The sequence below is a fragment of the Litorimonas cladophorae genome, assembly GCF_014652455.1.
Lineage (GTDB): Bacteria > Pseudomonadota > Alphaproteobacteria > Caulobacterales > Maricaulaceae > Litorimonas > Litorimonas cladophorae.
The window spans coordinates 873,362-888,486 of the sequence record NZ_BMYV01000001.1; the positions used below are offsets into that span (position 1 = coordinate 873,362).

A 15,125-nucleotide genomic window follows, 5' to 3' on the forward strand; every position below is an offset into this window, starting at 1 on the left:
GGCTATGTAGACTGAAGCGCGTCGGCAGTTTTGGCCTTCAAGCCAATACGGTCGGGCAAGCGTAAATCAATCGAACCCACTTCGCGCGAGAGGATAAAAGTTTCACGGTCCAAACTCGCTAATTTACGTAATGCTATGTCTACGTTTTCCGCAGGCAATTGAACAATCGTTTCATTTCGCAAGTGCAAATCCCATCGCCCCGACGGGAAGCGTACGAGGCTTTCAACGCGTGTCCAAATTTCCTGATGCGGCGCCAGTGAGGCCTCAATGTTACGGGCGTCAGCGGGTGCGTCAGCTCCGACATAAGTTTTTAGACCCAAAGGAATGGAAATAGCTTCGGATACAGGAATGATAGGCTGACCCGAATCTGCGAGTAAATGCAGCACGCCCTCATGCTGCCAAAGCGCATAGGGCGTCGTTTCTACGACTTGGACAACGATACGATTTGGCCAAAGACGACGAACGACCGCCTTTTCCACCCACGGCAAACTTTCTGTTCGATCGCGCGCTGCATCGAGGTCAACACCAAAGAAGTAAGTCCCGCGCTGAATTTGTGCTGCGATCCGAATGTCTCGCTCATTCAGACGTCCCTCGCCCATTACATCAACTTGCTCGACAACGAAGCCCGCAGCCATCAGGCGGTCAACTTTCCACGCATCCATGTTTTGACGGATAGCTGGCAAGTACCCACCCAACCACAAAGCTATGAAAATGAGAAATCCGAAAGTGCCGATTATTTTCAAGACGAAGCGCATAAACGCTTTCGGTGAATGCTTAGCCGCACGCATCTGCGCCGCCATCCAATTCTGAGAACCGCGCAACCCAGGTTTAAGAGGGCTGACTCGCATCATCCCACCAAATTTAGATTGTCCTTTTTTTATCGCGGCCATGAAGCGTCCTCAACCATCCAGCGACAAAGCTGGGCAAAATCGATCCCGACATAAGCCGCTTGCTCAGGGACAAGCGATGTCGGGGTCATTCCGGGTTGAGTATTCACTTCAAGCATTACGATTTTGTTTACCACATTGTCGCGGGTGCAATTTTCATCATTAAATCTGAAATCAGAACGTGAAACGCCACGACACCCTAACGCGTCGTGCGCTTTTTCGGCCCAATCGAGGCAAATTGCGGTCACATAGTCGGGCAATTCGGCTGGGCAGACATGTTTAGCGGCATTCGCTCCGTATTTTTCCTCATAATCGTACCAGCCATTCGGAATGATCTCCGTCACGCAAATGGCTTTGCCGTCTTGGACGGCCACTGTCAGTTCTCGACCTGGGATATAGCTTTCAACAACCACGTGTTCGCCCATTGCAACATCTGCAGCAATTGCCGCGCGCTGTTGGCTGTCTTCGCCCCGTATAATATAGACGGATTTAGAAGACCCCTGTCCATTAGGTTTTACGACATATGGTAAAGCGATCGGATGCTCTCTCGAGATTTCAACACGGTCAAATAGGCCACCATCTGCGACGGTAATGCCGACAGATTTTAAGACATGTTTGGCGCGATGTTTATCCATCGCCAAGGAAGAAGCCATCACACCTGAATGCGTGTAGGGTTTGCCGAACATATCCAGCACCCCTTGAACGCGACCATCTTCGCCCCAATCCCCGTGAAGCGCATTGAAAATCACATCCGGATTGGCGGCTTTCAATTGCTCCCAAAGGGCCTGGGTCACATCAATCTCAACGACATCATAATCCAAACCGCGCAAAGCTTCCGCACAGGCTGCGCCCGTGACGAGTGAAACGTCTCGCTCGGATGACATTCCGCCTTTAAGGACGGCAACGCGGGTCATGCCTGCTCTCCAATCCGGCGAACTTCCCAGTGTAGATCGACACCTTGAGTCTGTAAGACCTTCGCCCGAACCGTTTCGCCAAGCGTTTCAAGGTCCTTGGCCGTCGCGCCGTCAGCATTGATCATGAAGTTACAATGTTGTTCGCTCATTTGCGCACCGCCGACCCGCAATCCTCGACAACCGGCCGCGTCTATGACCTGCCATGCGCCACGACCGCCGCTTTCTTTCGGGTCTGGGTTTTTAAACGTTGAGCCGCCGGTCTTTTCACGAATAGGTTGACTGGCCTCGCGCTTGGCCGTGATCTCATCCATCCGCGCCTGAATAGTGGCTGGCGTGTCAGCCGTGCCTTCAAAGACGGCCTGCGTAAAGATAAGGTCTTTTGAAGCGCCACAGTGCCGATAGCTGTAGTCCATCTCCGCGAGATCCATAACCTGTCTGCGACCTGAGCGATCCAAGGCGACAACACTTTTCAATATGTCTTTTGTTTCGCCCCCATAGCACCCCGCATTCATCCGCAAGGCTCCGCCGATTGTGCCGGGTACACCTGCGTAAAATTCCAATCCCGAAATTCCTGCCTTGGCGGCGGCTTTTGCGACATTTTTATCTAAAGCAGCCGCGCCCGCCGTAACTAGCAAACCGTCTGTTTCAACCTGACCGAAAGCGGGACCCAAACGGATGACAACGCCTTTGACGCCGCCGTCGCGAACCAAGGTATTGGAGGCAACGCCTAGAACTTGAATAGGGATATCGTCTGGCGTTGAGCTCAGAAAATGCGCAAGATCGGCTTCATCTTTCGGCATAAACAAAGCCTCTGCCACACCGCCCACGCGTAACCACGTAAATGGCGCGAGCGAGACGTTAGCTCTCAGGCTTCCACGGACCTCAGGTAATTGGTCGAGAAAGCTCACAACTTGCCGAGATTTTCAGGAAGTTCTGCCGCCCAATAGGTGATGTCACCTGCGCCGAGGCAAACGATAAGGTCGCCCGGTTCGAGATATGGATGGAGGTCTTTGGCCAGTGTGGCTTTGGACGTGAGGGCGACATCGCGGTGACCGTGACTCCGCAAGGACTCGGCAAGTGATGGCGCACTAATGCCCTCAATTGGGTCCTCGCCCGCCGCATACACGTCGGTTATATAGACGCGGTCTGCATCATTAAAACAGGTGGAGAAATCCTCAAACAAATCCCGCAAGCGGCTATAACGATGTGGCTGCATCACGGCATGAACTTTACCACCCGTTTCGCCCGAAGAGACGACTTGCCGTGCAGCTTGCAGAACCGCCGATATTTCGACAGGGTGATGACCGTAATCATCAATGACATTTACGCCGTTCCATTCACCAACATGGGTAAAACGTCGTTTGACGCCTGCGAAACTCGCCAGCCCAGTACGAACCTTGTCCGCATTCAAACCCAATTCACGAGAGACAGCAATCGCGGACAAAACATTCTGGACGTTATGTTTACCAGCCATGGGCAAGAATAAGTCGGACCAACGATCCTCTTCACCGTCTAAGCCTCGGAATACCACATCAAATCGAGATCCCCCTGGCTCCAAGCGTAAGTTCTCTGCTCGAACATCAGCTTGAGGGTTAAAGCCGTAGGTGACAACGCGACGATCGCTGATACGACTAACGAGGCTTTGGACCTCGGGATGATCAATACACAAGACCGCAAAGCCATAAAATGGCAAGTTCTCTACAAAAGTAGCAAACGCCTTTCGCAAGGTTTCGAAGTCCCCGTAATGCTCCATATGTTCGGCATCGATATTTGTGACGACGGCGACAGTTGGCAGAAGCTTCAGAAACGTGCCATCACTCTCATCCGCTTCAACGACCATCCAATCGCCCAAACCAAGTTTAGCGTTAGACGCATAGGCATTGATGATACCGCCATTAATGACGGTCGGGTCCAGATCGCCACCTTCAAGCAAGGCTGCGATCATTGTTGTTGTTGTCGTCTTGCCATGGGTCCCGCCGACAGCAATCGTCCACTTCAAACGCATCAACTCAGCGAGCATCTCGGCGCGGCGAACCACAGGGATAGCGCGCGCGCGCGCTTCCATTAGTTCTGGGTTGTCTGCCTTAATCGCGGATGACATCACAATCGCGCCAGCGCCGTGAACCTGCTCGGCTTTTTGACCGATAAAAATGGTTGCACCGAGGCCTTTCAGACGGGCAGTATTTATACTTTCTCGGGCGTCGGAACCTTGAACTTGATATCCCAAATTCAACATAACCTCGGCAATGCCAGACATACCAATACCGCCAATACCCACAAAGTGGATCGGCCCCAAATCAAATGGCACCTTCGTGGCAAGAGCGTTTTGTTTTAGCGTCGTGTTTGGCATGGGAACCCTAGGTGGTGGTGCAGATGACCAACTGTGTGAGATCGTGGGCCGCGTTCGGACGCCCAAGGGAACGGGCAGCAGTGGCGGCGGAAGAAAGCCAGCTCGAATCATTTAATCTGTCCTCTAAGATATTCGCGACAGACTCTGGGGTAAACTCTGATTCCGGCAGAATATCGGCAGCACCGTGACGTTCCAATGACTGCGCATTGATGGTTTGATGGTCATCCATGGCAATGGCGAGCGGAATTAAGAGAGACGGCTTTCCCATCAGGGCGATTTCGGACACGGATGAGGCGCCTGCCCGAGCCACAATATAATGTGCTTTAGCGAGATGAATTTCGATATCGGAGAAAAAAGTTTCACAGAGCGCAGAAACGCCTGCGTCATTATAGGCTTGACGCGCCGTCGATTGCGCACTTTCCGTCGTTTGCTGAACAACGTTCAATCGCGAGCGTAGGTTAGGCGATAAAAGCGCGATCGCTTTTGGCAAAGTCTCAGAGAGGATTCTCGCGCCCAAACTTCCACCGACGATCAGCAGGTTTATCTCATTTTCGGGGGGATCATATGACGTGGGTACCGCGGCCGAAATTTGTGCGCGCATCGGATTGCCCAGACAGGTGACATTCGCGTCAGCACTTACTTTTTTGAGGATCTCAAACCCAGACACAACATGGTTGGCTTTGGCCGCGAAGACTCGGTTCACACGACCCAAGACCGCGTTCTGCTCGTGCAATATCGTGGGCAACCCAGCTGACTGGGCGGCACGCATTGCCGGGAACGCTGGATAGCCGCCAAAGCCGACAACAATATCTGGCTTCCAATCACGGATGAACTGTTTGGCCTGACTTACACCTTTTGCAAGTTTCAACGCGCCCTTGATAGCTTGAATAGGTTTTCGCGGTGAAATCGACGCCGCCTGCACCTCAACAATCGGATCAGCAGGAATTCGTCTCGAGTGCTTCAACCCGCGCGCATCCGTCATGAGCGCAATGTCCCAGCCCAGCGCTTTTAGACTTTCGGCAAGCGCCTGAGCGGGAAACATATGACCGCCTGTCCCGCCTGCGGCTAGGAGAATCTTACCGCCCATATTCATACGCCCCTGGACGACGACGTGTGAAGGATAAGATCAAACCTGCAGTGAAACAGAGCGCCAACATCGATGAGCCGCCATTTGAAATAAACGGCAATGTCATCCCTTTACTAGGCGCCATGTTCAGATTCACGAAAAGGTTGATGATTGTTTGCATACCTACCATGGTCGCCAGACCTGCGGCAGCAAGTTGGCAAAAGTAGTCATTTAAGCGCAGCGCGTTGCGGAAGGTCTGCACAACAAAGGCGGCTAGGAGAATGACCAGAATTGCAGAAATCAAAAAGCCGAACTCTTCGACGGTCACCGCAAAAATAAAATCTGTATTCCCGTCGGGTAGCGAATATTTCACGCGACCCTCACCAGGACCACGCCCGAAAAACCCGCCGGAAGAAATCGCTTCGAGCGCTTTATCTGTTTGATAACTATCAGCCGTATTTGGCGAGGTGAAGGCACTCACCCGCGCCCGAACATGAGGTAAGGTTATATAAGCCGCGATAGCCCCAACTACTGAGATGCCGAGCATGATCAGCAACCACCCCAAGGACAATCCCGCAAAAAAGAAAACGGCCGCAAATCCTAACGTCAAAAGGAAGGATTGACCAAAATCGGGCTGCGAAATTAGAAGAGCCAAAAGCGTAATATAGACGCCAAACACGATGGCTACGGCGGGTACATTCTGGTCGCGATGACGGATCGAGAACATCCAAGCCGCGAAGACAATAAACGCAGGCTTTGCAAACTCAGAGGGCTGCAAACCCAAAGGCCCAATGCGCACCCAGCGCGTCGCGCCCTTAACCTCATACCCAATAAAAGGCAGCGCAAACATAACAATGATAGAGCCGATCAAAGTCAAAACTGCCAATCGCCGAGCGTTCACGGCGTCAAAAAGTGAGACGATAAACATCCCAAAAATGCCCAAACCAACAAATATCATATGTTTATATAAAAAGAAGAAGGCGTTGTCGTAATCCAATCTTGCCGCAGCAGCGGGGCTGGAGGCCATGGACAGGATGAGACCTGCACCGAGCAAGCAAATTAAAATAGAGAGCGTTACCTGATCGACACTGCGCCACCATTCGCCAACCAAGTTTCTGCGAGAGCGAGAGGCAATCAAATTTGGGAGAGTGCCGATCATGCTGCCTCTCCAGCTTCGGACGTGGCGACCGATCCAGTCACGTCAATTCCCATCAACTTTTGAGCCTGAGACCGAAATGCGTCACCCCGTATCTCGAAGTTTTTGAACTGATCAAAACTGGCGCACGCGGGAGAGAGCAAAACAATGGCATCTTTCAGACCCGATTCTAGGGCATCCTTGGTCGCGCAGAGTAATGCCATTTCTAAGGTTTTCTTATTCTGATTTGGACATTTCGCGGTATTGAGTGACACACCAAAGTCCTCTGCGGCCTCACCAATCAGATAAGCGGCTCTTACATTCCCGAATAAGTCTTTTAGCGGATCAATTCCGCCCTCTTTTGCGACGCCACCCGCGATCCAGAAAATGTTGTTATAACTCGCCAGCGCCTGCCGCGCCGCGTCTGCGTTTGTTGCCTTGCTATCGTTGACAAAGCGGACATTTCGCAAAGTCCCCACCGTCTCCATACGATGCGCCAAGCCTGGAAAGGACAAAATCGCCTCGCCGATCTCTTTCGGATCAAGACCGAAAGCACTCACGGCCGCATAAGCGGCGGCAGCATTCTGCCAATTATGCTGGCCTTCCAATGCGGTTGCCTTTCGCAGATCGCAGACCTCGATAGATTTTTTGCTCATGTTGCAGAACAACTTGCCGCCCAAAACGCTGACACCATGACCAACCGCCCGGCGAGCACTAATAGGAATAATACGGCGCCCATTTCGGACCTTCAATTCAGTGCAAAGCGCCTTGCCATATTCATCATCGACGCCAATGACCACCGTATCCGCAGTGTCTTGGTTCGCGAAGATTGCCTGTTTGGCTTCGCCATAAGCCTCCAAACTTCCGTGACGATCCAAATGGTCAGGAGAAAGATTGAGAAAAACAGCCGAATTTGCGCGCAAAGAATGTGTCCGTTCAAGTTGGTAGCTGGAAAGTTCAATGACGTAGAACATTCCGCTGTGCATGCGGTCCAAATCTAGAACGCCCCGACCAATATTGCCGCCGATTTGCGCATCTTTTCCGCATGTCTTTAAGATATGCCCGATTAGAGATGTCGTCGTTGATTTTCCATTTGTCCCAGTAATGGCAATGATCTTCGGCCGCGCTCTGTCTGGCTTCGCGGCCACTTCTCGGGCGAGAATTTCGATGTCGCAAATGATTGGAACACCGGCCGCTTGCGCCGCCGTTGCAGACCAGTGCGGCTTTGGAAGGTGATGGGGCACTCCAGGCGACAAAACGAAATCATCAACCTCTGACCAGTCCACCTTTTTCAAATTCTTAAGCGGCACACCCTTTTGCTGTGCAGCCTCTCGTGTCTCCCGATTATCATCCCAAGCCCAAACGGTCGCGCCCCCCGCAACAAGCGAGAGTGCAGCCGAAACGCCTGTGCGTCCTAGCCCGAAGACAGCGACCGTGCGGCCGCGGAATGTGTCCGCCTTAATCAACCTAACGCAGCTTCAACGTGGAGAGACCAATTAGAGCGAGAATGATCGCAATAATCCAGAAACGAATAACAATCGTCGGCTCTTCCCACCCCTTCTTTTCGAAATGATGATGGATGGGCGCCATACGAAACACCCGCTTACCCGTAAGTTTAAACGAGGCGACTTGAACGATCACAGACACAGCTTCGAGGACAAATAGGCCACCGATAATCGCGAGTACGATTTCGTGTTTCACGGCAACAGCCGTCACACCCAAAGCGCCCCCGAGCGCGAGCGACCCTGTGTCACCCATGAAGACCATTGCAGGTGGAGCATTGTACCAAAGAAAACCCAATGATGCGCCGATGATCGCGCCCAAGAATATCGTAATTTCTGCGCTTCCCGGAATGTGTGGAACGCCGAGGTAATTTGAGAAAATGAAATTGCCAACAAGGTAAGCAATGAAAGCTAAACTCATACAAGCAATCATAACGGGCACAATTGCTAGACCGTCCAAACCATCTGTTAGGTTCACCGCATTGGCCGTGCCAACAACGACAAGGCATCCGAACGGAATGAAGAAAATACCGAGGTTAATCGTGAAGTTTTTAAGCAAAGGAATGGCTAGTCCTGTTGCAAAATCATCGCCTTGCGGGAACGCCGTTGTCAAAACCCACACAGCGATTGCAGCGATGCCAAATTCAAGAATGAGGCGAATTTTTCCCGAAAATCCCTTGTGCGACTGACGCGAGACTTTCAAATAGTCATCATAAAAACCAATTACGCCAAAACCGACGGTCACGAAGACAACGACCCAGAGAAACGGATTGCTTAAATCGGCCCAGAGCAATGTTGAAATCACAACGGCCAGAAGGATCATCAAGCCACCCATCGTAGGCGTGCCGGCTTTTTTTATAATATGGCCTTCTGGACCATCTTCACGGATCGGCTGGCCCTTGCCTTGACGCGCGCGCAAAGCATTGATCATCTTCTCGCCAAACAGGAAGAATATGATGAGCGACGTCATCAGCGCCCCACCAACTCGGAATGTGATGTAATTGAACAGGTTGAAGAGTTGAAACTCATCGCCCATCGGTGCGAGCCATTCATAGAGCATTAGACGCTCTCCCCTTTGAGTTGGGCTGCCACTGCCCCGACGCCCGACGCGTTAGACCCTTTGATCAGCAATATATCTCCGTCAAGGAGTTCGCCTTTCAGTTTGGTTAACAAAGTCTGAGGTTTAGTCGACCAACCTCCGCGCATAGGTTGCGGCATCGCTCCCATTAAGAACCGCATACATTCGCCAGCGACGAAAACACGCTCAAATCCCGCCGTGATTAATGGCTCAGCCAATTCACGGTGGCGCTCTAATTCATCCGCGCCAAGCTCGAACATGTCGCCCAGCAGAGCTAATTTGCGCCCGGGCCGCAATGCCGAAGCAGCGAAAGCCGCACGCATGGATGTCGGATTAGCGTTATAACTCTCATCAATTAAAGTGATTTGCTTACCGTCAATAATTAGCGTGCGCGTGTCACCTCGACCTGGCGCAGGAACAATCTTTCGAAGGGCCATCGCGGCTTTGCGCAATGGCAAATCCGCGGCATAGGCGACAGCCATACAGGCCGCAGCATTCATAAACCAATGCTCCCCCGGAACCATCAAGGTTACGTCGATTTGCTGCTTAGCAATTCGCAAACGAACATTGCCGCCCAAAGCATGAGAGTTAGCACTGACAATTGCGACATCATCCGCGTCAGAATGCCCAAACGTTAGAACGCGAAGGTTTGCAGCTTCAGCCTTCGCCCGAATGCGAGGCGTATAAGGATTATCGCCATTTAGGATAAGAAGACTACCTGGGACCATACCGTCAATAATTTCGGCCTTCGCATCAGCGATACCCTCCACATTTTCAAAATTTGCGAGATGCGCGCCGACGACATTGTTGATCAATGCGATTTGAGGTTGGACCCATTTCGAAAGCTGAGACATCTCCCCTGCGTGGTTCATGCCCATTTCGAATACGGCGTAATCCGCGCCCTCTGGCAGGGTCGCAAGTGTAATCGGCACACCGATATGATTGTTGAACGATTTTAAAGACTTATGCGACAGTCCAAAAGTCCCCAGCATCACCGCCAACGCCTCTTTAACCGATGTCTTCCCGACGCTTCCCGTCACACCAATACGCAGAGCTTTGCGTGTATCCCGCGCATGAACACCCAGCACCTCTAGGGCGTTTGAAACATCATCAACGATGACCGCATTCACGCCTTTGTCTGAACGCTCACACAAAACGCCGCCTGCACCTGCCAAAACCGCAGCGGGAATAAAATCATGCCCGTCACGAACATCTTTTAAGGCAACAAACAAATCACCCGGCTGCAGCGTTCGCGTATCTATAGACAAGCCTGTCACAGTGAAATCCTGTACCGCGACGCCACCTGTCGCCTGCGCAATTTCTGCCGATGTCCACAGCGTCATGAGAGAAGCCCTCTGGCAACATCGACATCGGAAAAAGGAATAATTTTGTCGCCAACAATTTGACCTTGTTCATGGCCTTTCCCCGCGATGACGAGACAATCTTGAGGTTTCAGTCGTTCAATACCCGCCGCGATAGCCATCGCCCGGTCTCCGATTTCGGTCGCATCGGGACACCCAATTAATACAGCTTTGCGAATTTCCGCTGCGTTTTCAGTTCTTGGATTATCATCTGTGACAATGACTTGATCAGCCAGCTTAGCCGCGACAGCGCCCATTTTTGCACGCTTGCCAGCGTCGCGATCGCCGCCGCACCCGAAGACGACAATGATGTCCCCAGCGGTGTGCGGACGCACAGAACGCAAGAGTTTGTCCAGCCCGTCTTCCGTATGCGCAAAGTCGACATAGACAGAAGCACCGTTCTTTACGCCAGCCAATTCCAAACGTCCTGCCACGCCTTTTAGATGAGCAAGTGCGTCTAAGGCCGTCGAGACTTCGACACCCGTTTTCAATGCCAAACCGAGAGCCGCTACCGCATTTAATGCTTGGAACTCGCCCGCCAAAGGGAGATCAACGATATGTCGCTCGCCACGCACGATGAGCGTGAGTTTTTGACCCGTTGAATGCGGCATGACTTCATCGATACGAATGTCCGTACCCGTCCATCCAACTTGCAAGACGTCTTGACCCAACCCTTGGCAAACCTCCACCAAATGCTGTCCATATTTATCATTCGTGTTGATGACGACAGGCGCGCCCCGTGGCGTAAGGTCAATAAATAATCGCGCCTTTGCGGCGAAGTAATCTTGCATACTCGGGTGATAATCAAAATGATCTTGAGTTAGGTTGGAAAAGCCTGAGGCCGTAATGTTGACCGCGTCCATTCTATATTGCTTCAGACCGTGGGAACTGGCCTCCATTGCAACATGGGTAACCCCTTCTTTCTCCAAAGATGACAGAGTTTGATGTAGTGCCAAAGCATCGGGTGTTGTGTGTGTCATGGGCTTATACCCAGCAGGAGACGTCGCACCCAGAGTACCGAAACAGGCCGCGTTGAGGCCCGCATGCACCCAAATTTGACGCAGAAAATCAACCGTGGAAGACTTCCCATTTGTTCCAGTCATCGCCACCAAAGTCTTTGGCTGGCCTGGGAATAGCTTTGCAGCTGCACGCGCATAGGCCAAGCGAGGCTTTGCGCTTTCCACGACTGGAACGTCAGCCTTGGTTCCTGGAATTGAAAGAATCCCAACGGCCCCCTGATCAACAGCCTTTGAAATAAAATCTCGTCCATCCATTGCCACCCCAGGCAACGCCGCGAAGACCATACCCGTTTTGATTTGACGACTATCGGCACTCAGGCCCGTTACGGCCGTATCGTCATCCAAGCCAAACAAACTGCGGAGGGTGTGCTGAATCATGGCTGTACCTGTGCGTATTTACTGGTGTCACGCGCGCCAGGCAAAATCGGCCCAATCCGACGGATCACGTTCCCAGCAGTTGGTGTCGCATTCCAGCCTGCCGTCGCATACCCATATGTTCCCTCAATAGGTTTCGGCTCATCAAGCGTTACGATCATGGCGTAGCGAGGATTTGAATGAGGAAAGGCCGCGACAAAGCTGGTAACCAGCCGTTTCTGATCATATCCGCCCGTTGCAGAAGGTTTTTCAGCTGTGCCAGTTTTACCCATCACACCATATCCGGGGACATTGGCTCTGCGCCCTGTTCCATCCGTCACAACATAACGCATCATATCGACCATATCGCGGGAGACTTCAGAGCGGAACACACGACGCCCTACGGGCGGGGTCGCCATAGACGCTTTTCGGACAGTTGGCGTCACATAGACGCCATCATTCAACATTGCCGAAATTGCCGAAGTCAACGCCAAAGGTGTCACGGACAAACCATGACCATAGGACACAGTGACCGTCGCCATCTCACCCCAGCGCTTTTGCACTTGCGGCTTGGCGCTCTCAGCCAATTCATATCCGACGCGATCTAATAGACCTAGATTTCTTAAGTGATGCCGCTGACGCTCCGCACCGATGCGTTGCGCAATCATAGCTGTGCCTCGGTTAGAACTTTCACCCAAAACGCCCCACATATTCAGAGGCACTTCCGAGGGATGATCATCACGAATATATTTGTTCAGCACACGGTAAGGCTTCTGCACGTCGAACATCTCCACTTGATCTGCAACACCATCCTCTAAAGCCATCGCCATGGTGAGCGGCTTGAAGACACTGCCTAAGTCATAAGTGGACATTGCGGCATGATTAAAGCGAGTAGCAGGCAATGTTGCGCCAGGGTCATTTGGATTGAAGTTCGGAACTGAGGCCATTGCGATGATTTCACCGGTCTGAATATCCATGACAACGCCACTAGCATCCAAAGCGTCAAACTTCTCGCGCGCTTTTGTCAATTCATCCGTGAGCGCAAATTGCACACGCAAATCAATCGACAATGCGATGGACGGCGCATTGTCGGCGATTAACTCGTCATCGAACGCTCGCTCAGCGCCTGCCACACCAGCCATATCCACATCGGTAAATCCGACAACGTGAGAGGCCAAAGCCTCGCGGGGGTAGACGCGCTTGGGCTCTTTCCGAAAATCTAAACCAGGGAGACCTAAGTTGAAAACAGCTTGTCGCTCTTTCGGCGTCAGACCGCGCTCCAGCCAAACAAAACTGCGGTCGAGCTCTAATTTTTGCTGTAGTGTGGACCTATCCAAATGCGGACGCAGACGCTGTAGCACTTCAGCCGTTTCAGATGGGTTCCAAACGCGCCGCGGCTCAGCATATAGAGAATAAGTCTCCAACGTTGTCGCGAGCAATTCACCATTCCGGTCCGTTAAATCCGCGCGCTGCATTTGCACCGCCTGCGGTAGAACGCGCTGGTGCGCACCATCCGAAAACAACGAAATTTCCGCCAAGCGAACAATTGCCACGAGCAACATAAAAAGAAAGGCAACAACACCAATACGGATACGGATACGCCCCTCAGACACCGCCCGATATTCTTCATCTGCCAAAGTTAAGGTTTGCTGATTTTGAAACGTGTAAGACTGGGTCATTGACCACCCTCCACACTCGAAGATTTAATCAAAGGAAAAAGCTGCTCGATCGCATCGGCAGAACGTTCTTGGTCTGGCCGAATGGGAGCCAAGTTTAGGTGCAAATCGTTTAACTCGGACAGTCGTGTCGGACTCTCTAAATAAGCCAATTCAGCCCGCAAAACGCGAATAGCGGCATCCTCTGCAGCTATCGCTCGGGTTAAGACCCGCACATCTCGCTTCGCAGATTGCGCGTGAGTTTTGACAAAATAGAGAGTCACAGTTAGCGCGACTCCGACGAGAAAAAGCAGGAACCATGACACACGGCGCGCCGCGCGTGTTGGACCAACATATGACCCTAAGTGAGAAAAGCTCATAACCGAGCCTCCAACTCAGATAATGATAGAACATTTGGCAGCAAACGATCATCGGCTTCAAAAACACCAGCCTCGGTTCGCACGGCAAGCCTCAGCTTCGCAGACCGTGAACGCGCATTTTCACGGACTTCTAAATCGGACGGCTTGGTCACGCTTCGTTTTGGCAACGTAAAACTGGCGGCAGGACCAAGATTGACGACCTCTGGTGCATAACGCGACCCACCGCTAACCTCGCCGGCGCGACGACGGAAAAACGACTTAACAATGCGATCCTCCAAAGAATGAAACGTCACAACCACGAGACGCCCACCTGGAGCCAGAATTCGCTCAGCCGCACAAAGACCTTGATAGAGCTCTCCCAGCTCATCATTTACGAAGATACGCAGAGCTTGAAACACGCGTGTCGCAGGATGAGTTTTACCCCGGCGCCCTAGCGCTTTCTCCAAAATCGCCGCCAAATCCGCGGTCGTCACAATGTCTTCAGCCTCTCGAGCAGAGACGATACAATTAGCAACATGTCGCGCGCGTTTCTCTTCTCCATAAACTTGGAAAACCCGAGTTAACTCAGCCACGCTCAGATGCATCACCGCATCGCGCGCAGAGGGCCCTCCACCCTGTTCCATGCGCATATCCAACGGACCCTCGCGCATGAATGAGAACCCACGCTCGGCTTGATCTAGCTGCATCGACGATACACCGATATCTAAAACCACCGCATCCACAGAAGCCAAGCCAACTTCATCCATTTTCGAAAAGGGCGTTTGAATGAGTCGGAACCGATCGCCCCACTCCGCAGCCAACTCCTGAGCGCGCGGCAAAACATTTGGATCACGATCCAACCCCACCACAGAGCATGCGGCGCTATCGAGAATCGCCGCGCAATACCCGCCATTTCCAAAAGTGCCATCGACACACGTTTCGCCATCCACCATAGACAGTGACGTCAGGACCTCTGGCAGCATGACCGGATAGTGTTTCATACTGGCTTCATTCGATGACGATTAGCCAGCGCCCTGGCTTTGAGTTCAGTCCGCCGCGCCTCATGGGCGCCCTCATCCCAGATTTCAAATTTGCGGCCACGCCCCACGAATGTCACCTTGCCGTCCAATCCTGCGTACTCCCGAAATTTTGCAGGCAAGCTCACGCGACCCGTTGAATCGAATGTGAGCGTCTCGCTCTCACCGAAAATCACGAGCTCTAATGCCTCACGCCCCGGATCGTACATATCCATTTGATCGAGCATATCTTGGTAGTGCCGAAGAATGGATTGATCACCACCCTCCAAATAAGCACCATCCAAACTTGGCCAAAGGACGATACCTTCGAACCCGACACTTGCGCATTGCGTACGGAAATTAGCAGGCACGGAAATCCGTCCCTTGGCATCTAGGTTGTTTGTAACACTGGAGACAAACACGCAGCAG

Annotated in this window: 14 protein-coding genes; all 14 read right to left on the minus strand. The window is 52.3% G+C overall.

Annotation, left to right across the window (positions count from 1 at the left end; genetic code table 11):
* Window positions 1-2: 2 nt before the first annotated feature.
* From IE073_RS04295 to IE073_RS04360, 14 genes are read right to left on the minus strand one after another with little or no spacing between them, the layout of a single operon-like run.
* On the minus strand, window positions 3-890 hold the full coding sequence (locus tag IE073_RS04295) for a cell division protein FtsQ/DivIB (protein WP_189581709.1): 888 nt from the start codon (window positions 888-890) through the stop codon (window positions 3-5).
* Window positions 878-1,801 (minus strand): D-alanine--D-alanine ligase, encoded by a 924-nt coding sequence (locus IE073_RS04300; RefSeq protein ID WP_189581711.1) that lies wholly within the window; start codon window positions 1,799-1,801, stop codon window positions 878-880. The genes IE073_RS04295 and IE073_RS04300 overlap by 13 nt, the downstream gene beginning before the upstream one ends.
* Complete coding sequence (gene murB, locus IE073_RS04305; protein ID WP_189581713.1) at window positions 1,798-2,709, minus strand: UDP-N-acetylmuramate dehydrogenase; 912 nt, start codon at window positions 2,707-2,709, stop codon at window positions 1,798-1,800. Before murB ends, IE073_RS04300 begins: the two co-directional genes overlap by 4 nt.
* Window positions 2,706-4,151 (minus strand): UDP-N-acetylmuramate--L-alanine ligase, encoded by a 1,446-nt coding sequence (gene murC / locus IE073_RS04310; protein ID WP_189581715.1) that lies wholly within the window; start codon window positions 4,149-4,151, stop codon window positions 2,706-2,708. Before murC ends, murB begins: the two co-directional genes overlap by 4 nt.
* A 7-nt stretch (window positions 4,152-4,158) precedes the next feature.
* Window positions 4,159-5,238 carry an undecaprenyldiphospho-muramoylpentapeptide beta-N-acetylglucosaminyltransferase gene (murG, locus tag IE073_RS04315; protein WP_189581717.1) on the minus strand — a complete coding sequence of 360 codons (1,080 nt, stop codon included), beginning with the start codon at window positions 5,236-5,238 and terminating at the stop codon, window positions 4,159-4,161.
* Window positions 5,228-6,376, minus strand: coding sequence for an FtsW/RodA/SpoVE family cell cycle protein (locus IE073_RS04320; RefSeq protein WP_189581719.1), 1,149 nt, complete (start codon window positions 6,374-6,376; stop codon window positions 5,228-5,230). The genes murG and IE073_RS04320 overlap by 11 nt, the downstream gene beginning before the upstream one ends.
* Window positions 6,373-7,818: a UDP-N-acetylmuramoyl-L-alanine--D-glutamate ligase gene (murD, locus tag IE073_RS04325; protein WP_189581721.1), complete on the minus strand. Its 1,446-nt coding sequence runs from the start codon at window positions 7,816-7,818 to the stop codon at window positions 6,373-6,375. The genes IE073_RS04320 and murD overlap by 4 nt, the downstream gene beginning before the upstream one ends.
* Window position 7,819: 1 nt before the next feature.
* A complete protein-coding gene (mraY, locus tag IE073_RS04330; RefSeq protein WP_189581723.1) occupies window positions 7,820-8,914 on the minus strand; it encodes a phospho-N-acetylmuramoyl-pentapeptide-transferase in 1,095 nt (364 codons plus the stop codon).
* Complete coding sequence (locus tag IE073_RS04335) at window positions 8,914-10,275, minus strand: UDP-N-acetylmuramoyl-tripeptide--D-alanyl-D-alanine ligase (RefSeq protein ID WP_189581726.1); 1,362 nt, start codon at window positions 10,273-10,275, stop codon at window positions 8,914-8,916. The genes mraY and IE073_RS04335 overlap by 1 nt, the downstream gene beginning before the upstream one ends.
* Window positions 10,272-11,690, minus strand: coding sequence for a UDP-N-acetylmuramoyl-L-alanyl-D-glutamate--2,6-diaminopimelate ligase (locus IE073_RS04340; protein ID WP_189581729.1), 1,419 nt, complete (start codon window positions 11,688-11,690; stop codon window positions 10,272-10,274). Before IE073_RS04340 ends, IE073_RS04335 begins: the two co-directional genes overlap by 4 nt.
* A complete protein-coding gene (locus IE073_RS04345; RefSeq protein WP_189581732.1) occupies window positions 11,687-13,345 on the minus strand; it encodes a peptidoglycan D,D-transpeptidase FtsI family protein in 1,659 nt (552 codons plus the stop codon). Before IE073_RS04345 ends, IE073_RS04340 begins: the two co-directional genes overlap by 4 nt.
* Window positions 13,342-13,701: a cell division protein FtsL gene (gene ftsL, locus IE073_RS04350; RefSeq protein WP_189581736.1), complete on the minus strand. Its 360-nt coding sequence runs from the start codon at window positions 13,699-13,701 to the stop codon at window positions 13,342-13,344. The genes IE073_RS04345 and ftsL overlap by 4 nt, the downstream gene beginning before the upstream one ends.
* On the minus strand, window positions 13,698-14,681 hold the full coding sequence (gene rsmH / locus IE073_RS04355) for a 16S rRNA (cytosine(1402)-N(4))-methyltransferase RsmH (protein ID WP_189581739.1): 984 nt from the start codon (window positions 14,679-14,681) through the stop codon (window positions 13,698-13,700). The genes ftsL and rsmH overlap by 4 nt, the downstream gene beginning before the upstream one ends.
* A complete protein-coding gene (locus IE073_RS04360; RefSeq protein WP_189581742.1) occupies window positions 14,678-15,118 on the minus strand; it encodes a division/cell wall cluster transcriptional repressor MraZ in 441 nt (146 codons plus the stop codon). The genes rsmH and IE073_RS04360 overlap by 4 nt, the downstream gene beginning before the upstream one ends.
* Between the last annotated feature and the right edge of the window lie 7 nt (window positions 15,119-15,125).